Genomic DNA, 18,105 nt, shown 5'->3' with positions numbered 1-18,105 from the left:
TTTTTGGATTACCATTTTAATATGGAGAATCCATATGGAGGAAGTGTAACTTGTAATACACTTGCTTCTGCTGAAAATTCTTCGTTTGTATAAATGTTAATTATTTTCTTACCAGTAACATGAAGAGGGAGTGAAACTGTAACTTCACTATTAGTAGGGTTTAAAACGAAAAAGATAGTTTCATCCTCATATGTTTTCGTATAAGAAATATAATTATGTTCATCATTTGCTTCGATGAATTGAAAAGTACCATGTCCTCCAAATGCTTTATGTTGTTTCCGTAATAAAATCAATGTTTGTATATGGGTAAATAATGCATGATCTTGTTCTTTAGTATCCCAAATCATACATTTACGGCAATCAGGGTCCATGCCGCCATCCATACCAATTTCATCTCCGTAATAAATACAAGGAGAGCCGATGAAAGAAAGATGGAATACATAGAGCAATTTCAACTTATTTTTATCTCCGTTGCATGTTGTTAAAATTCTTGGAGTATCATGGCTATCTAATAAATGAAATGCTGCTTCATTTACATTCATAGAGTAGGAATGTAGAGATTCTGTAATTTGCTTCATGAATTCACTTGCTTTAATGGAATCGTTAGCAAAGTAAGAAAGTAGAGCGTTTGTAACAGGATAGCTCATGACAGCATCAAATTGATCGCCTTGTAGCCACGGAAGGGCATCGTGCCAAATTTCTCCCAAAATATATACTTCAGGATTTAGTGTCTTTATTTCAGTTCGGAATTCTCTCCAAAAGTTGTGATCGACTTCATTGGCGACATCAAGGCGCCAGCCATCTATATTGAATTCTCGTACCCAATAACGTCCTACTTCAAGTAAGTATTCTTTTACATCTGGATGAGCTGTATTTAATTTAGGCATATACGGTGTAAAGGCGAAAGTATCATAATTTGGAAGTGGTTCGGTTATAATCGGAAATTCATGAATGTGGAACCACTCTTTATATGCGGACTTCTCACCATTCTCTAGTACGTCTTGAAATTTCTCGAAAAAGTATCCACTATGATTAAACACAGCATCGAGCATTACTTTTATACCGTGCTTATGACATTCTTCAACGAGCTCTTTAAAAGTTTCTTTCGTCCCAAATTGTGGGTCAATTTCCATATAGTCAATTGTGTCATATTTATGGTTTGAATGAGCTTTGAAAATAGGTGTGAAATATATTCCGGAAATGCCAAGCTTAACAAGGTAATCAAGGTTTTGAATAACACCAGAAAAATCTCCGCCGAAAAAATTAGTTGGAGTTGGATTCGCACTTCCCCAAGGAAGGGTGTTTTCTGGATTCAGCGTACTATCGCCATTAGCGAATCGCTCAGGGAAAATCTGATACCAAATGGTGTCTTTAATCCAAGATGGTGCTTTGAATACATCATCTGCATGAATAAATGGAAAACAGAAAAAGTTACCAACATCATCATTTGGAATGCTAGAAAAGAATCCTCGCTCTGCATAAATAAGAGTGTCTGTTTCAGATTTTAATTCAAACCCATAACGTAAGCGCTTAAATTTTGGTTCGATTGAAATGGACCAATAATCAAATAATGCAGTAGAACCCGTTTTTTTCATGGGTGTACTTGCTGATATCCATTTCCCGTCTTTCCATTCGTAAGGATCACCGTAAATAAGATCGGCGCTTTGAATATCATCTCTCTTAGTACGTACTCGGATGTGAATTGTTTGTTCATCATAAGCGTATGCATAATTATCTTTCGGCCTATGATAAATAGCTTCTTTAAACATATAGAAAATCCCCCTTCAATATCTCTATACATAGTATTCCCTTAAGTGTAATAATAAAGCCTATATTGCAAACGATTGCCTTTCTCGTAGCTTTAATATTGCTTATAAGAGTAGTATTCATTTCATATAAAGTCAATGTATAAAGAGTATAATGACATAATTTTTAAATTAATATTTGCAAAATGAATAAAAGAATGTATAATGATAGACAAATAGCGCAAACGTTTTCATAGATTGAGATATTGTTTGCGCTTCAATTAAACTATTAAATGCAAACGTTTTCAGTTACTGAGGTACATAGACAATTTAGGGAGGTTTTTGGGATGAAGAAAGCATTATCATTATTAACGGTTTCAGCATTATCTATTGGTATGTTATCTGCATGTGGACCGAAAGATTCAGGGAAAAAAGAGGAAAGTAAAGCGAAAAAAGACTATGATCTTCTTGTTTGGGAAGATGATAAAAAAGGTGTTGGTTTAGAACCAGCAGTGAAAAGCTTTGAGGAAAAATATAAAGTAAAAGTAAAAGTTGTTGAAATGCAAATGACAGATCAAGTGAAGAAGTTACGCCTTGATGGACCAGCGGGGACTGGACCAGATGTTGTAACATTGCCACACGATCAAATCGGAAATGCAGTAACAGAAGGTTTACTTTCTGAAGTGAAAGCAGATGATGCTGTAAAGAGTAAATTTACTAATTCATCAATAGAAGCACAGACATATAATGGAAAATTATATGGTTTACCAAAAGCAATTGAGACACCAGTCTTTATTTACAATAAAAAACTAATGCCAAAAGCGCCAGAAACGATGGACGAGCTGTTTAACTTCTCAAAAGAATTTACGAAAGATGGCAAGTACGGATTTTTAGCATTAGGAGATAACTTCTACTTTGCTAATGCATTCATGGCAGGTATGGGCGGTTATGTATTTGGTGAAAAAGATGGAAAGCCAAATGCAAGTGATGTTGGATTAAATAATAGCGGAGCAGTACAAGGTGCTGAATATCTTCAAAAATGGTACAAGGAAAAATTATTCCCAAAAGGTATTATCGGTGAATCAGGTGGGCCTGCTGCTGATGGACTATTCAATGAAGGAAAAGCAGCTTCTATCATGAATGGCCCATGGGCGTTCCAAGCAATGGAAAAGAACGGGATTGATTATGGCGTTGCTCCAATGCCGAAATTACCAAATGGTCAACCAATGAAAACGTTTGTTGGGGTTAAAGGATGGCATGTAACAAGTTTCTCTAAACAAAATGATTTAGCTACAAAATTCACTGAGTGGGTAACAAATGAAGAAAACGCAAAAATTCGATTTGAGAAAACAAAAGAAATTCCTCCAGTAAAATCAGTAATGGAAGATCCAATTATTAAAGATAACGAAGCTGCAAAAGCAGTTGCAACGCAATCTGAAAATGGAATTCCAATGCCAAACATTCCAGAAATGCAAGAAGTTTGGAAACCAGCTGGAGATGCGCTTCAATTAGTTGTTACAGATAAAGAGGCACCAAAAGCGGCGCTTGATAGTGCAGTGAAACAAATTAAAGGTAATATTGAGGCAAATCATAACAAGAAAAAATAAGGTGAAATTCGTGCCTCGAATATGAGAGGCACGAATTCTCTCCCTTCCATGTAGGAAGAAAAAAGGGGGAAGGAACATGCAAACATCTATGGAACCAGCAAATGGGTTAAACCATTCAAAGCATAGAAAAATGGCAACCATGTTATCGATCATTCCAGGCGTGGGCCAAATGTATAATAAACAATTTGTAAAAGGTCTTATTTTTCTAGTATTAACAGGTTCATTTATTGTAGCCTTTGCTGATTTATTAAATATGGGATTATGGGGTATTGTAACGCTTGGTACAGAAGTTCCACGTGACCATTCTGTCTTTCTATTAGTAGAAGGAATCTTGGCCCTTATCGTTATCGCTTTTGGGCTCGGCATATATGCATTTAACTTATACGATGCATACCAAAATGGAAAGAAACGTGATATCGGAACACCGTTAAATTCTGTAAAAGAGCAATACCGTAATTTGTTAGATCAAGGTTTTCCTTATTTAATGGTTTCACCAGGTTTTCTACTACTTATCTTTGTTGTCGTATTTCCAATCATCTTCGTAATTTTAATTGGATTTACAAACTATGATTTATATCATTCTCCTCCAGCAAAATTAGTAGATTGGGTGGGCTTTAAAAACTTTATTGATATTTTCACTTTACCGATGTGGAGAGAGACATTTGTAAGTGTATTCTCTTGGACTGTCATTTGGACATTCGTTGCAACAACATTACAAGTTGCGCTTGGTATTTTCTTAGCGATTATCGTAAATCAGCCCGGTATTAAAGGAAAGGCAATTATTCGAACAATCTTCATTTTACCGTGGGCGGTTCCAGCATTCGTATCTATTCTTGTTTTCTCTGGTATGTTTAATGAAACATTCGGAGCGATTAACAATCAAGTATTAGCTTTATTCGGAATTGAAAAAATTGCTTGGATGACAGATCCATTTTGGGCGAAGATTGCTTTAATTATGATTCAAACGTGGCTTGGGTTCCCGTTTATCTTTGCGATGACAACGGGTATACTGCAATCGATTCCGGGAGAATTATATGAAGCGGCTACAGTAGATGGAGCGACAGCTTGGCAGCAGTTTCGTAAAATTACATTGCCACTTGTGTTATATGCAACAGCACCAATATTAATTACGCAATATACGTTTAACTTTAATAACTTTAGTATCATCTATCTATTTAACGGTGGAGGTCCTGCTGTAGCTGGACAAGACGCAGGTGGAACGGATATTTTAATTTCATGGATTTATAAGTTAACGATGACTTCAGCGCAGTACGGAAAAGCAGCAGCTCTTACAATGATATTATCGTTAATCGTTATTACAGTTGCGTTATGGCAATTTAAGAGAACAAAATCATTCCAAGAAGAGGATATGATGTAAATGAATATTAAAAGACAGAAGATGTTACGTCTCTCATTAAGTTATTTAGTTATTTTCGTAATGTGTGCCATCATTTTCTATCCGTTATTATGGATTATTGGCTCATCGTTTAATCCGGGTGATAGTTTATCTGGATCAAGTATTATTCCACAAAATGCAACGTTAGATCATTATCGTAAGTTATTAGATCTAGAGAATAGTAATTACTTACTATGGTATAAAAACACATTAAAAGTAAGTGTTTTAACGATGATTTTCTCAGTGTTAGCAATTAGCTTTACTGCTTATGCATTTTCGAGATATCGTTTTGTTGGAAGAAAAAATGGTTTATTAACATTTTTAATTCTGCAAATGATTCCAAACTTTGCAGCGTTAATTGCTTTATACGTATTAGCTCAATTAACAGGATTAATTGATACACACCTTGCATTAATTTTAATTTATGTAGGCGGAGCTATTCCGATGAATACATGGCTTATGAAAGGGTATTTTGATACGATTCCGAAAGAACTAGATGAATCAGCTCGAATGGATGGAGCAGGGCATTTTCGTATTTTTTGGCAAATCATTATGCCACTTGCAAAGCCAATCGTAGCGGTTGTAGCGTTATTTACTTTCATTGGTCCATTTACAGATTTCATTTTAGCGAGTATTATTTTGCGAACACCAGAAAATTATACTTTAGCAGTTGGATTATATGAAATGGTTGCGAAGAAATTCGGTAATGAATTTACAACGTTTGCAGCGGGTTCTGTGTTAATTGCGATCCCAATTTCAATTTTATTCCTATCACTACAAAAATACTTTATTTCTGGTTTAACAGCTGGAGGTACAAAAGGATGAAAAATGGGACATTACGTCCCATTTTTCTTTTCATCTCCCTATAAATAAGTTTATAGGGAGATGAAAAGAGATTTGACATCACATGTGAAAAGAAGTGAAATAAATAGTATATTATAGTATAGGAAAAAATAGCTATATCCCTTACAATACATGAAGAGGGAGAATAGGATTAGTTTTGCAAGATATAAGAAATGAAAGTTTATGACTTGCAATGAGTGCGAGATAAAATATATGAAAAATGGCAGAGAAATGAGAGGAGGGGGATTTTTATGACAGTTACAATTAAAGATGTGGCGAAGCAAGCGAATGTTGCACCATCAACAGTTTCTCGTGTAATTGCTGATAATCCAAGTATAAGTGAAAAGACAAAGCGCCGTGTTAGGAAAGTGATGAGTGAATTAGGGTATCATCCCAATTTAAATGCGAGAAATCTTGCGAACCAAACGACGAAAACACTTGGTCTTGTTATGCCAAGTTCTGCAAGTAAAGCTTTTCAAAATCCATTTTTCCCAGAAGTTATAAGAGGGATTAGTTCATTTGCACACGTAGAAGGTTATGCGCTTTACATGTCGACAGGTGAAACGGAAGAAGAAATTTTTAATGGTGTCGTAAAGATGGTACAAGGACGCCAAATTGGTGGCATTATTCTTTTATATTCAAGGGAGAATGATCGGATTATTCAATATTTACATGAACAAAATTTCCCGTTTGTTTTAATAGGAAAACCATATGATCGAAAAGATGAAATTACATATGTAGATAATGACAATTATACAGCTGCAAGAGAAGTGGCAGAATATTTAATTTCATTAGGGCATAAACAAATCGCGTTCATTGGTGGTGGATCAGATTTACTTGTAACGAGAGATCGTTTAGCTGGTATGAGTGATGCCTTGAAATTAGCAGACATTGTATTACCAAAAGAATATATTTTACATTTTGATTTTTCGAGGGAAAGTGGTCAACAAGCTGTTGAGGAATTAATGGGACTGCAGCAACCGCCAACGGCAATTATGGCAACGGATGACTTAATTGGACTTGGTGTGTTAAGTGCTCTTTCTAAAAAAGGATTTTTTGTACCGAAAGATGTTTCTATTGTAAGCTTTAATAATGCTTTATTATCGGAAATTGCGAGCCCTCCACTTTCGACAGTTGATGTGAATATTTATCAGCTAGGATATGAGGCGGCAAAAGCTTTAGTTGATAAAGTAGAGAATGCAGAATCCACTGCAAAGTGTATCATTATTCCTCATAAATTACTAAAACGTCAAACTTGTGATCATTATGCATAAAAAAGCTAAGAGTTTAACTCTTAGCTTTTTTCATTAGAAAGGCTTCTAATCGGTCGCAGCCTTCTTTTAAAGTTTCGATACTATACGCATAGGACAAGCGAAGGTAGCCTTCACCGTATTCAGAGAATGCTGTTCCAGGAACTACAGCTAGTCCCGCTTCTTTGACAAGATCAAGTGCAAAATCAAATGATGAAGATGTCAAATGACCAACATATGGGAATAAGTAAAATGCACCTGTTGGCTTTTCAACTGTTAATCCCATTTGAGTGAGTCTATTATATACGTAATCACGGCGTTTTTTATATTGGTGGCGCATCATTTTTGGTGCGTCTTTAGCTGCTGTTAATGCTTCAATTGCAGCGTATTGAGCGATTGAAGTAGCACACGTTACATTGTATTGATGAACTTTTAATATGTGTCCTGCTAAATAGCTTGGTGCAAATAAAAGTCCAACACGCCAGCCAGTCATAGAATGTGATTTAGATAAACCGTTAATGACAATTGTCTTTTCACGCATTTCTGGGAAATGAGCGATAGATGTATGCTTTTGTTCATATACAAGCTCGCTATAAATTTCATCTGAAAGGACGAAAATATTTTTATCTTTTAAAACATCTACAATATCTTTTAGCTCTTCTGTTGATAAAGTTACACCAGTTGGATTAGAAGGATACGGTAGTACGATACATCTTGTTTTTTCTGTAATAGCATTTTTAAGCGCTTCAGCTGTTAAACGAAATCCAGTTTCACGAACATCTACAAAAACAGGCGTTGCACCGCATAATCGAATAATGGGTTCGTAACCTGGATAAATAGGAGCAGGTAAAATTACTTCTGTTCCTGGCTCTAAAATCGTTCGGAATGCAACATCAATTGCTTCGCTAGCACCGATTGTAACGATGGTTTCGTTTTCAGGTGAGTAATGTAAATCGTAGTTATCTTTTACAAAGTTACAAGCTGCCTTACGTAATTCTAGTAAACCAGCGTTATGTGTATAGCTTGTATAGTTTTCTGTAATCGCCCGTTTTGCCGCTTCTTTTACGAGAGAAGGTGTAGGGAAATCGGGTTGTCCAATTGTTAAAGAAATCAAATTATCATAGTTTTGAATCATGTTAGAGAATTGACGGATTCCAGAAATTTGGATGTCCTTCACTCTAGGGTTAATGAATTGTTCCATTGTATCTCCCTTTCTTCCGTTTGAAAATTAAGTTCATTTTATCATATTTTCTATGATTACGCTTTGTATATGTTATTTAGAAAGAGAGAGAAAAGAGAAAAAAAAGCCGCTATAAGCGACTTTTTAATATCCGTATTCCCAATCTATTTCATCTTCATTCCAGAGTACAGAGGATACCTTGCCAAGGTGAACGACTGATTGGTTCACAGCACATGTGCAGTTTTCATCTCCCGCTTTATGCTGTAACTCTTCATATACTGATTTTTCAACATTTTCTAGAACAACCAAATTTTCTTCTTTTAAAACAAGCGTAGTACCCGCCATATTTATCTTCCTCCTACTAAAGTAATGATCACTTATTTGTAAACATAGATAGTATGGATTATATGCTGTATTTTGCTATAGTTGTCCGTCTAAAAAAGTATTTTTATATTTTCTTTGTAATCCGTATTCATTGTATACTGCACGAAGGAAATTTGGTACAGGGTTTACAATCATTTCGAAAATCTGTAACAATTATTATGAGTTGTTAACAAAGAATTAACAAATATGTTAAGAAAAATCAAAATTTTAAAACAAATACACCTATAAAATGATATAATCATATCAAAATACATATAGGGGATGAGAGGTTATGGAGCTTATCCGTGATTTATTGATTCAAATTGCCATCATAATTTTGCCACTATTTTTATATGAAGCGATTCGTTTAAATCGCTATCAAGAAATGCCTCCGAAGCCAAATCGTTACTTTATTATGTTTTTATCTAGCGTTACGCTCGTTCTCTCCATGACATACTCTATTTGTTTTGGCAATGTGTGTGGGTATAACTTTCACCCCATTCCAATTGTCAGTGGTTTTTTATATGGTGGGATTGTTGGTTTAATCCCAGCGGTTATTTTTGTTGCATATGAATGGTTACTAAAGGGAATGAGCTTTCTTCCAGTTTTAGAAGTAATATTTTTATTGATAGTTCCGCTATTTTTATCAAAGAAATGGTCTCTTTTTTCAAGGGATAAGAAATTAATTTTAGCATTTATGATTTCATCATTTTATGTGCTTGTTTCTTTAGTATTAGGCATGATTATTGTTCTTTTGGAAACAGGATTTACACCGTATATTTCGCAAATATATAGCGGATTTATATTTGCCTCGCTTATCATGGTCATGACAATGGTATTTCAGGTGTATTTAACTGAATATTTAAATGAAAATGCATTGCTACGTACAGAGATGCAAAAATCAGAAAAGCTTAATATTGTAAGTGAGTTAGCAGCAAGTGTGGCACATGAAGTTCGAAATCCACTAACTGTTGTTCGTGGATTTATCCAATTGCTAGAAAGTACGGAAGATGTGAAGAATAAGGATTATATGCGTCTCGTATTAGCTGAATTGGATCGGGCGGAACAAATTATTTCAGATTACTTAAATTTAGCAAGGCCGCAAATTGAGAAAAAAGAACACATTTGTTTATCAGCCCAATTAATAGAAATGACCACTCTCATGTCGTCATTTGCAGCGATGCAAGGTGTATATTTACAAGTTGAAATTTCAGAAAGTCTTTATACGATTGGTGATAAGACAAAATTGAAGCAAGCTATTATGAATGTTGTTAAAAATGGTATTGAAGCAATTCAAGGAAATAAAGGATATTTAAAAGTAACAGCTATTCAAAAAGACGAAACAATCATAATAAGAGTTAAAGATAGTGGTGTTGGTATGACGAATGAACAGTTAGCAAGGCTTGGGCAACCATATTATTCTTTAAAAGAAAAAGGGACAGGATTAGGACTTATGGTAACATTTAGTATTTTACAAGCGCATAATGGTACATTGGAATATAAGAGTGAAAGTGGAAAAGGCACTGAAGCAATTATTATATTACCAGCTGTACAAAATAAGGAATAAAAGTTACCGATGAAAGGTAACTTTTTATTTTATATTGTTTATTCATTTGTTTTTTCTTGTTTTGCTCGGCTAAATAAACTTTTAAATGATTGAAAGAAGCTTTGCTCTTTTGAGGCAGCAACCATTCTTTTTGTTTCTTGAATTTCTCGAATAACTTGCATAAGCTGTGCATCACGGTTACTGTCTTTATTATAAATTTGACTAACAAGTTTATTCATTTTTTCTTCCTGTTTGGATTCTCGTTTATACATATGATTCATTAATAAGTCCATCTTTTCTTTTTGCAGTGCATCTGTTTGAGCGGCGTGATCGACTAACTCTTGAAGCATTTTTTCTTGAGAGCCTTCTTTTACATAAACTTGTTGCATCAATTCGTCTAGTTTCTCATCCTTTAAACGATTTTGTGTAATTAAAGTAGAATTTTGATGAATAATTGCCTCATTTAATTGAGCTAGCATTTCAAGTTTTAACATGAACTCCTCAAAGTTACGCCCATCTTCTTTTTCTTTCGTTTGTATCTCTTGCTTATCTTGTATAACTGGTACAGGTGGGGCCTCTTTTTCTTTTAAAATAATCGGTATCGTTTCTGAAATATCTTCTTGTAATGTAGCAGCTCTTTCGTGTATAGATTTCAATAATTTTAAATCATCAAGTTTATAAATACGAGCATCAGCTGTTTTGGAAATCATATAACCATGTTCTTCTAACAGTTGACTATATTTGCGAACTATATGTTTTGGGATGCCTGTTTTATTCGTGACATCTTTCGTTTTATAGGTAGCTTCCATCATATTTCCTCCCCAAAAAGTATCGTATATATCATTTCAATCTTTTATGAGGACTTCCTTTGAAAAAGAATGTCGGAAGGCTATTAGTTTTCTACAGCATTAGTGAAAAAATGAAAATTTTTGGCGGAATGGCAAGGAATAACTAAAATAATGTCTGAAAACATATACAGGAGAAGTTTGTTATAATAACGGAGGAAAAGAAACTGGTAGAAACATGGAGGTATACATGAAGCAATTAAAAGGTATTATCATTTCAATTATCGCAATTCTGTCTATTTTAGTAGCAGTTTATGAAGTACTTGTGCCAGAGGAAACAAGTGTAAAGAAAACGAATACGTATGATCAAGTGTTAGAATTTCCAAAAGAACGTTATCCAGAGACAGGAAAACATATTACGGATGCTATAAAAGAAGGGCATTCAGAAGTTTGTACAATCGATCGTGGTGGTGCTGCAGATAGAAGGAAATTGTCGTTAGCACCATATCCATCAAAAAAAGGGTATGATCGTGATGAATGGCCAATGGCGATGTGCAAGGAAGGCGGAAAAGGAGCACATATTGAATATATAAGTCCGGCGGATAACCGCGGAGCAGGTTCTTGGGTAGGGAATAAGTTAGATAAATACCCAGATGGTACGCGAGTAAAATTTGAAGTGAAGTAGTAGTTGTATATTTCATAATGAAGGAGAAGGGGAACTATGGAGTTAACGATTTCTTATTCGCAATTAATGTTGATGAACTATGACGGTGAGCAGCCTTATGTAGATTGGACTGATGAAGATTTTGAAAGAGGTTATGCTAAGGCAGATGGAACTGTTATTTTTGAAGCACTTTCTGATTATACTTGTGAAGTGAAAGTGACCCCAGGGAAACATATTGAAAAAGAAGAAGTAGTTAGAACGATTACGGTTCCTTTTACAGTTGAAAATGAAAGTATCGTTATAACGAGTATTCTTTCTAATAAATTTCAAATACCTATTCCAAATGGTGAGTATACAGTTGTATTACAAGCAATTCCTCTTGAAGAGCCAACGGATGATGAATTATATAAAATACAATATGAATTCTTTTTTGAAAGTAAAGAATAAAAAATGGGTTATCCTGAGAAAAGGATAACCCATTTTTGTTATGCGTTTGTTTTTAAAAGGGAACGAGCATCTTTCGCTGCTTGCACCATATGTTCTAAAGCTGGAATAACTTCTTCTGTTCTTCTCGTTTTTAAACCACAATCAGGATTAATCCAGAAATATTTAGGATCACATACTTCTAAAGATTGTTCTACGATTTTATACATTTCATCTTTACTCGGTACACGTGGGCTATGAATATCATATACACCTAGGCCGATGCCTTTTTCATATGTTGTATGTTTTAATGTATCAATAAATTCTCCGTGACTTCTTGATGTTTCGATAGAAATTACATCTGCATCTAATGCGCGAATCGCGTCAACAATATCTTCGAAGTTACTGTAACACATATGAGTATGAATTTGTGTTTCATTTGCTACAGAAGAAGTTGCTAAAAGGAAGGATTGTACTGCCCATGTAATATAAGCATCCCAATCTTTTTCTTTTAGTGGCATTCCTTCACGAAGTGCGGGCTCATCGACTTGGATTACTCTAATTCCGGAAGATTCAAGTAGTTCAATTTCGTGACGAAGAGCTAGTGCAATTTGATACGAAACTTCTTTTCTTGGAATATCATTTCGAACGAAGGACCAATTTAAAATTGTAACAGGTCCGGTTAACATTCCTTTTACAACTTTCTCTGTTAAGCTTTGCGCATAAACTGTTTCCTTAATAGTCATGCCGTTAATAAAGGCTACATCACCATAAATAACAGGTGGTTTTACGCAGCGGGAACCGTATGATTGTACCCAACCGTTTTTAGTGAATGAGAAACCAGCAAGGCGCTCACCAAAATATTCGACCATGTCAGTTCTTTCAAATTCACCATGTACAAGGACATCAAGCCCAATTTCTTCTTGGTAACGAATCCATTTTTCTGTCTCTTTTTCAATAAATTGTTCATATTGTTCATTTGAAATAACACCGTTACGCCATTCTTTTCGCGTTTGACGAACTTCAGTTGTTTGCGGGAAGCTACCAATAGTCGTTGTTGGTAATAGCGGTAACTCTAGAGCAACTTGTTGTAATTCGTATCGTTTTTCAAATGGAAGAGGACGTGAAAAATCTTCTTCTTTTAGTGCTGTTCGTGCTGCTTTGACATCTTCTCGGTTACGTGCAGCAGATGAACGAATTGTATGATGTACGTTTCGATATGTTTCCAGCTCATTACTAATGCTTTCTGTACCTTGAGTGAGAGCGGAATGAATAAGAACTAATTCTTCTAATTTTTGATTTGCAAATGCTAACGCATCAAACAGCTCAGTCGATAAGTGAGTTTCTTCTGTTTTATCGATTGGTGTATGCAATAAGCTACAAGAAGGCTGAACGATGATATCTTTCGTTTGGACTTGTTTTTGTAACGTTGTAAATAAATCAAGAACTTCATCAAGGTCAGCTCTCCAAATGTTACGGCCATCTATACAACCGACAGCTAAAGTTTTATCAGCTGGGAATCCATATTTTGAAATAGCATTTAGATTACCTTCTTTACCATGAATGAAATCTAATCCAATACCGGATACCGGGAATGTAATAATTTCTTCATAGTTTTCTTCTACGCTATCAAAATATGTTTGTAAAAGAAGAGTCGCATTTGGAACTTCTTTACGAATAGCTTCATAAATTTCTTTTGCTTGTTGAACTTCTTTTTTAGTTAAAGAAGCGAAAATCGGTTCATCAACTTGAATGGCTGGTGCACCAGCTGCATGTAGTTCTGAAAGCAGTTGTACGTAAGGTGCAACTAACTGTTTTAAAATGGTAGGAAATTGTTCTTGTGTATAACCTTTAGCTAATTTTAAGAAAGTATATGGTCCTAAAATAACAGGCTTTCCATCTACTCCTAATTCTTGTTTTGCCTCTTCGTATAAGCGAAGTGGACGATTATCTTTTAAAGAGATTTGTAATCCCTCTTCATATTCAGGAACGATATAGTGATAGTTTGTGTTAAACCATTTTGTCATTTCGGAAGCTACGTGATCTTTAGAGCCACGCGCCATTGCGAAATATACATCAAGGTAAGATGTAAACTCAGAAAAACGTGATGGAATAAATCCTAGCATATAGGCAGTATCCAAAACGTGATCATAATATGTAAAGTCGCCAATTGGAATGAGTTCAATCCCTTTTTCTTGCTGTACTTTTACGTGTTGAAGGCGAATTTCTTTCATTGTTGTTAAAAATTGTTCTTCATCGATTTTATTGGACCAAAAAGCTTCCAATGTTTTTTTCCACTCTCGTTGTAGTCCGATACGTGGATAACCTAAGTTACTTGTTTGAATTGCCATTTTAAATTCCTCCCTAATTGAAAGTAAGCATTTCCGTTTACTAGGAAATACCTATAACAAAAAGTACAAAGACATAGAAAATAAGCCTTCCTTTTTGTTTTAACACCTCATCATCATCCGTGAATCTATCAGTGTTGTTAAAACAGGCAGGTCTCCTGACTTATGCTTCATATAATTTCTTTCACCTTCCCGTTTTCACAGTGGCACCAAAAAGAAATCTCAGCATTTACAGTGGCGGGACCGTGTTGGAGTTTCACCAAGCTTCCCTTTTAAACACGAAACGAAACTTTCGTGTACCTATTTTCCTTTTGAAAGGAATTTAACAAGCGATATGATATTGAAACAAATTTTAACATAATTTTTGGAATTTTGTCTACTGTTTTAAAATAAGAAAATTCTAAAGTTTTTATTTCTTAGTATTCTGACTTTTCATATTCTGGAGTAACTAATAATATTACAGTATGAAAAGAGAAATTGAGCTATGAAAGAAGTAGGGATGTCTTCTTTCATAGCTCAATCTTCATCTATAGCAACTTCTGAAAGTTGGCCTGCTATAGCATCTTTAAGGAGGGTGTTTAGCCATTGTAATTCAACTGTAATATGCTCAATTACACTTTGCAAAATATATAGTTGTGCACGTGGAACCTTTCCTTTATTACAATCATATATCGTTTGCATAGTATGTAAATATTGAAGAGTATCGTTTTTCTTTTTTTCTAAAATAGGAACTAATTCGTGATCATTGCTAAAGTGAGCGAAAGATAAGGCTGAATAAATAGGTTTATATATTTGGTTTTTGGCTTCGAATTGTTTTAATAGTAAAGTGTGGAATAGTTTTTTGCCTTCTTCTGTTATATGAAAAATCGTTTTGTCAGGTCGATTTGTGTCTCTAATTACATTTTTAATATGAATTGCCCCTTGCTTTTCTAATTGCTCGAAGGCGTAATAAAGTGATCCTTTAGCATATTTAATGTAACAATCCATTTGTCGTTCTTTCATAATATGCTGCACTTCATATGGATGTTTATCTCCTTCGAGTAGTAAGCCGAGAATGACTAATTTCATGCTCATGCTGTCTCAACTCCTGTATATAAAAACTTTATACATATTATAAACGGCATATCCTTTTTCATAAAGGGATATGCCGCTTCTTTTTTATATTAACTAACTTGCTTTTGTTTTTCTTTCTTTTTAGGGCCTGTAAAGAGGCGTTCATTTCCCATAAGTAAAATACAAATAATACTTAGTACAGCCGGGATGAGTGCCCAGAAGAATGTGTTCGCAATAGATGTAGCGAGAGCTTCCTTAATACCCGCTAATATTTCAGCAGGAATTTTTGCGGTAGCACCTGGTGATAATAAGAAACTTGTGTCTCCGCCTTTTGGAGCTAATTTTGCTAGTTCAGGGGGGAATACAGAGTTTAGTTTATCTGTAAAAATATGATTTTGAATTGTACCAAAAATCGTTACACCAAGAGTCATACCGAGTGATCGGAAGAATGAGTTTGTTGATGTCGCCGAACCACGGTCCCGCATTTCCAACTTGTGAATAGAAGACATACTTAATACTGAGAATGAGAAACCAACACCAAGCCCAGCGAGAATCATAAATAGTGTTACGAGTAAACGAGGTGTGTCCATTGTTAAAGTACTTAATAAATAAATACCAAGAACGAAGAAGACACCAGATACCATCATAATGTTACGATAGCTTGTTCGAGAAGCTAATTGTCCTCCCGTTTGACTTCCAATTACAGAACCAACCATCATTGGTGTTAAAATTAATCCAGCATTAGAGGCGGAACCTCCAAGGACGCCTTGAATGAAGATTGGAATATAAACTGTACAGATAATGAAAGCGGCACCATAGAAAAAGGCAACTCCTTGACTAGCTGCGAATAAAGGTTTTTTAAATAGATGGAATGAAATAATAGGCTCGGTTGCTTTTCGTTCTACAAAGAAGAAAATAATAAGCGTAATAACTACTGTTGTAAATAAGCCAATAATTACAGTAGAATTCCAGGCATATTCCTTACCACCAAGTTCTAATACGAACATTAAGCAAACGATACTTATGACAAGTGTAATAGCACCAGCCCAATCAATTTTTTGTTTTCTAAATTCTAGAGACTCACTGTAGTATTTAGTAATGAAGAAAAAGGAGATAAGTCCTAATGGAATATTGATATAGAAGACCCAATGCCAACTTATATAGTCTGTAATATAAGCACCTAATAAAGGACCGAATACACTAGATGTCCCGAAAACAGCACCGAATAGTCCTGTCATCTTCCCGCGTTTTTCTGGTGGGAAGATATCGTACATAATTGTGAAGGCGATAGGCATAAGGGCACCACCACCGATCCCTTGAATAGCTCTATAAATACTTAATTGCTCAATGCTTGAAGCTGTTCCGCAGAGCGCAGAACCGAATAAGAAAAGAATGAGGCCACCAATATAAAAACGTTTCCGCCCGTACATATCAGAAAGTTTCCCGAAGATAGGCATCCCTGCCATTGTTGCTACCATATAAGCTGATGTGACCCAAACAAACTTATCAAATCCTCCCAGGTCTCCAACGATTGTTGCCATTGCGGTTGCAACGATTGTATTATCCATTGCGGCCATTAATATACCAAGCAGTAAACCAGCAACAACAAATTTTGTCTTGTTGGCTTCTTTTTTTAATGGTTGAGTTTCCAAATATAACCCTCCTTTAGAAATAAGTAAACTATATTAAATTTTGAGTGCAGTGGATAAAAAATTTAAATGTATAGTTGATGTTAATTTCTTTTCCATAAGTGCACTTATATGCCATAAAGAATATTATAGTCAAATTTGACTATAAGGCAAATTTTTTCTTCCGTCAAAATATTCTTTCGTATGAGTAGAGAACGAGTGAGCCATACGAATATTGCTATGAAGGGAATGAAGTAAATTGTAAAAAAATTTCATAAAGAACACCTTCTGTTAATAGATGAAAAATGGTTTTTTCTTCATATTGTCGAATAGGATAAAAGGAAGAGAAATATTAAACATTGCTTGTAGCAAGCTTTAGGAATTTGGGGAATTCATTGTGTGTATGTTACATCTGAAATGAGGTGAATATATATTATGAAAATATGGGGACGAATTTCGGATACAGGAAAGTATTCAATACCGCTACAACCAGTATTGTGGATTGACGGATCGAAAAAGGAAAACGAATTTCCTCAAGTAGCCGTTACATTACAAATTGGTAGTATGTATACAGAACAATTTTCGTATGAATTGACCTACGATGTAAACGACATACTTATTATGAGAATTGAAGTGGAAAATAAAGGGGTAGAAATGATTTCGAGAGTTGTTGTAAGTCATATGATTCGAGATTACTTTGCTTATATTCCTAATTCTTTAAAAGTTGATAAGGGGATAAGTGAGTTTTTATTCCAGCTTGTTAGATGGCGAATTGATGATTTGTTACCGAATGAGAAGGTGGAACTACGTTGTAAAATAAAAGCTAATAAAGATAAAGCTCTTAAACAAACATTCTTTCAGGCTACATATACATTTCAAGATAAAGAGATATCATATGGCCCACTGCAAACAAATGAAGTTGTTGTGCGTCAATGATAAAAAGGAACCTGTACAAAAGGTTCCTTTTTTAGTGAAGGTTGTGTTTTTTGAGTATTTTCTTTTGCGCCATTCCTTTTTTTCCTACATAGTTATTTTTGTAGCCAAAGTATAGAATAAATAAAAATGAAACAACATTAACAATAGCGTCGATTTGATCGTTTGTAATAAAGTGTATCCCGAAAGAGGTAAATAATAATTTTAATGATAATAGAAAACCAGCTAGCAAACGCATAGCATCTGATAGATTCTCTTTTTGTAGCATATAGATTACTCCTTTCTATAAAAGTTATATATTATATATATGAAATAGAGTAGAAAAGGTATACAAGCTTAAG

General features: G+C 34.7%; 16 protein-coding genes and 1 riboswitch. Of the genes, 8 read left to right on the top strand and 8 right to left on the bottom strand.

Going from position 1 to position 18,105, the window contains the following annotated elements; genetic code table 11:
- Nucleotides 1-8 precede the first annotated feature (8 nt).
- On the bottom strand, nucleotides 9-1,769 hold the full coding sequence (locus tag V7S45_RS19660) for an alpha-glycosidase (protein ID WP_000471782.1): 1,761 nt from the start codon (nucleotides 1,767-1,769) through the stop codon (nucleotides 9-11).
- Between the two features lie 323 nt (nucleotides 1,770-2,092).
- Here V7S45_RS19660 and V7S45_RS19655 point away from each other — a divergent pair, with 323 nt between their 5' ends.
- The 4 genes from V7S45_RS19655 to malR all read left to right on the top strand — a co-directional run bounded on the left by V7S45_RS19655 (nucleotide 2,093) and on the right by malR (nucleotide 6,865).
- Entirely contained in the window at nucleotides 2,093-3,352 is a 1,260-nt protein-coding gene (locus V7S45_RS19655) for an extracellular solute-binding protein (RefSeq protein WP_000709923.1), read from the top strand.
- 76 nt (nucleotides 3,353-3,428) lie between these two features.
- The gene (gene malC, locus V7S45_RS19650) at nucleotides 3,429-4,730 is read left to right on the top strand and encodes a maltosaccharide ABC transporter permease MalC (protein WP_001194993.1); all 1,302 of its coding nucleotides are present in this window, start codon (nucleotides 3,429-3,431) and stop codon (nucleotides 4,728-4,730) included.
- The gene (gene malD / locus V7S45_RS19645) at nucleotides 4,731-5,573 is read left to right on the top strand and encodes a maltosaccharide ABC transporter permease MalD (protein WP_001022608.1); all 843 of its coding nucleotides are present in this window, start codon (nucleotides 4,731-4,733) and stop codon (nucleotides 5,571-5,573) included.
- Nucleotides 5,574-5,842: 269 nt separating this feature from the next.
- Complete coding sequence (malR, locus tag V7S45_RS19640) at nucleotides 5,843-6,865, top strand: maltose operon transcriptional repressor MalR (protein ID WP_089607609.1); 1,023 nt, start codon at nucleotides 5,843-5,845, stop codon at nucleotides 6,863-6,865.
- A 13-nt stretch (nucleotides 6,866-6,878) separates the two neighbouring features.
- Here malR and V7S45_RS19635 read toward each other — a convergent pair whose 3' ends face one another.
- Both V7S45_RS19635 and V7S45_RS19630 read right to left on the bottom strand, forming a co-directional pair.
- On the bottom strand, nucleotides 6,879-8,042 hold the full coding sequence (locus V7S45_RS19635; protein ID WP_000434582.1) for an aminotransferase A: 1,164 nt from the start codon (nucleotides 8,040-8,042) through the stop codon (nucleotides 6,879-6,881).
- A gap of 123 nt (nucleotides 8,043-8,165) precedes the next feature.
- On the bottom strand, nucleotides 8,166-8,366 hold the full coding sequence (locus V7S45_RS19630) for a hypothetical protein (protein WP_000929278.1): 201 nt from the start codon (nucleotides 8,364-8,366) through the stop codon (nucleotides 8,166-8,168).
- A gap of 310 nt (nucleotides 8,367-8,676) precedes the next feature.
- Between V7S45_RS19630 and kinB the strand changes: the two genes are divergently transcribed.
- Nucleotides 8,677-9,951, top strand: coding sequence for a sporulation sensor histidine kinase KinB (kinB, locus tag V7S45_RS19625; RefSeq protein WP_088343885.1), 1,275 nt, complete (start codon nucleotides 8,677-8,679; stop codon nucleotides 9,949-9,951).
- 38 nt (nucleotides 9,952-9,989) lie between these two features.
- Here the strand turns inward: kinB and V7S45_RS19620 are convergent, their stop codons facing one another.
- Entirely contained in the window at nucleotides 9,990-10,739 is a 750-nt protein-coding gene (locus V7S45_RS19620; RefSeq protein ID WP_000388471.1) for a DUF3967 domain-containing protein, read from the bottom strand.
- A gap of 226 nt (nucleotides 10,740-10,965) precedes the next feature.
- On the opposite strand from V7S45_RS19620, the gene nucA reads away from it, so the two are divergent.
- Both nucA and comJ read left to right on the top strand, forming a co-directional pair.
- Nucleotides 10,966-11,400, top strand: a complete 435-nt coding sequence (gene nucA / locus V7S45_RS19615; protein ID WP_000811494.1) for a DNA-entry nuclease — start codon at nucleotides 10,966-10,968, stop codon at nucleotides 11,398-11,400.
- 36 nt (nucleotides 11,401-11,436) lie between these two features.
- Complete coding sequence (gene comJ, locus V7S45_RS19610) at nucleotides 11,437-11,826, top strand: competence protein ComJ (protein ID WP_000424030.1); 390 nt, start codon at nucleotides 11,437-11,439, stop codon at nucleotides 11,824-11,826.
- Nucleotides 11,827-11,864: 38 nt separating this feature from the next.
- Here the strand turns inward: comJ and metE are convergent, their stop codons facing one another.
- From metE to V7S45_RS19595, 3 genes are all read right to left on the bottom strand, one after another.
- A complete protein-coding gene (gene metE / locus V7S45_RS19605) occupies nucleotides 11,865-14,153 on the bottom strand; it encodes a 5-methyltetrahydropteroyltriglutamate--homocysteine S-methyltransferase (RefSeq protein ID WP_088343883.1) in 2,289 nt (762 codons plus the stop codon).
- 127 nt (nucleotides 14,154-14,280) lie between these two features.
- Nucleotides 14,281-14,469: riboswitch (cobalamin riboswitch) on the bottom strand.
- A 197-nt stretch (nucleotides 14,470-14,666) separates the two neighbouring features.
- On the bottom strand, nucleotides 14,667-15,224 hold the full coding sequence (locus tag V7S45_RS19600) for a PadR family transcriptional regulator (protein ID WP_089607607.1): 558 nt from the start codon (nucleotides 15,222-15,224) through the stop codon (nucleotides 14,667-14,669).
- Between the two features lie 89 nt (nucleotides 15,225-15,313).
- Entirely contained in the window at nucleotides 15,314-16,855 is a 1,542-nt protein-coding gene (locus tag V7S45_RS19595; RefSeq protein ID WP_025688000.1) for an MDR family MFS transporter, read from the bottom strand.
- Between the two features lie 411 nt (nucleotides 16,856-17,266).
- Here V7S45_RS19595 and V7S45_RS19590 point away from each other — a divergent pair, with 411 nt between their 5' ends.
- Nucleotides 17,267-17,767 carry a hypothetical protein gene (locus tag V7S45_RS19590; RefSeq protein WP_000708120.1) on the top strand — a complete coding sequence of 167 codons (501 nt, stop codon included), beginning with the start codon at nucleotides 17,267-17,269 and terminating at the stop codon, nucleotides 17,765-17,767.
- Nucleotides 17,768-17,798: 31 nt separating this feature from the next.
- Here the strand turns inward: V7S45_RS19590 and V7S45_RS19585 are convergent, their stop codons facing one another.
- Nucleotides 17,799-18,032, bottom strand: coding sequence for an SPP1 phage holin family protein (locus V7S45_RS19585; protein WP_089607606.1), 234 nt, complete (start codon nucleotides 18,030-18,032; stop codon nucleotides 17,799-17,801).
- Nucleotides 18,033-18,105 lie beyond the last annotated feature (73 nt).

Origin of the sequence: Bacillus sp. BR3(2024), from assembly GCF_039134555.1 — a bacterium.
GTDB lineage: Bacteria > Bacillota > Bacilli > Bacillales > Bacillaceae_G > Bacillus_A > Bacillus_A cereus.
Note: the sequence above shows the minus strand (reverse complement) of the source record. Positions and strands in the feature narration are given on the sequence as shown.

Excerpts from the sequence above, each read along its gene's own strand:
- V7S45_RS19660 (WP_000471782.1), bottom strand. The coding sequence starts at position 1,769 with ATGTTTAAAGAAGCTATTTATCATAGGCCGAAAGATAATTATGCATAC.
- V7S45_RS19655 (WP_000709923.1), top strand. The coding sequence starts at position 2,093 with ATGAAGAAAGCATTATCATTATTAACGGTTTCAGCATTATCTATTGGT.
- malC (WP_001194993.1), top strand. The coding sequence starts at position 3,429 with ATGCAAACATCTATGGAACCAGCAAATGGGTTAAACCATTCAAAGCAT.
- malD (WP_001022608.1), top strand. The coding sequence starts at position 4,731 with ATGAATATTAAAAGACAGAAGATGTTACGTCTCTCATTAAGTTATTTA.
- malR (WP_089607609.1), top strand. The coding sequence starts at position 5,843 with ATGACAGTTACAATTAAAGATGTGGCGAAGCAAGCGAATGTTGCACCA.
- V7S45_RS19635 (WP_000434582.1), bottom strand. The coding sequence starts at position 8,042 with ATGGAACAATTCATTAACCCTAGAGTGAAGGACATCCAAATTTCTGGA.
- V7S45_RS19630 (WP_000929278.1), bottom strand. The coding sequence starts at position 8,366 with ATGGCGGGTACTACGCTTGTTTTAAAAGAAGAAAATTTGGTTGTTCTA.
- kinB (WP_088343885.1), top strand. The coding sequence starts at position 8,677 with ATGGAGCTTATCCGTGATTTATTGATTCAAATTGCCATCATAATTTTG.
- V7S45_RS19620 (WP_000388471.1), bottom strand. The coding sequence starts at position 10,739 with ATGGAAGCTACCTATAAAACGAAAGATGTCACGAATAAAACAGGCATC.
- nucA (WP_000811494.1), top strand. The coding sequence starts at position 10,966 with ATGAAGCAATTAAAAGGTATTATCATTTCAATTATCGCAATTCTGTCT.
- comJ (WP_000424030.1), top strand. The coding sequence starts at position 11,437 with ATGGAGTTAACGATTTCTTATTCGCAATTAATGTTGATGAACTATGAC.
- metE (WP_088343883.1), bottom strand. The coding sequence starts at position 14,153 with ATGGCAATTCAAACAAGTAACTTAGGTTATCCACGTATCGGACTACAA.
- V7S45_RS19600 (WP_089607607.1), bottom strand. The coding sequence starts at position 15,224 with ATGAGCATGAAATTAGTCATTCTCGGCTTACTACTCGAAGGAGATAAA.
- V7S45_RS19590 (WP_000708120.1), top strand. The coding sequence starts at position 17,267 with ATGAAAATATGGGGACGAATTTCGGATACAGGAAAGTATTCAATACCG.
- V7S45_RS19585 (WP_089607606.1), bottom strand. The coding sequence starts at position 18,032 with ATGCTACAAAAAGAGAATCTATCAGATGCTATGCGTTTGCTAGCTGGT.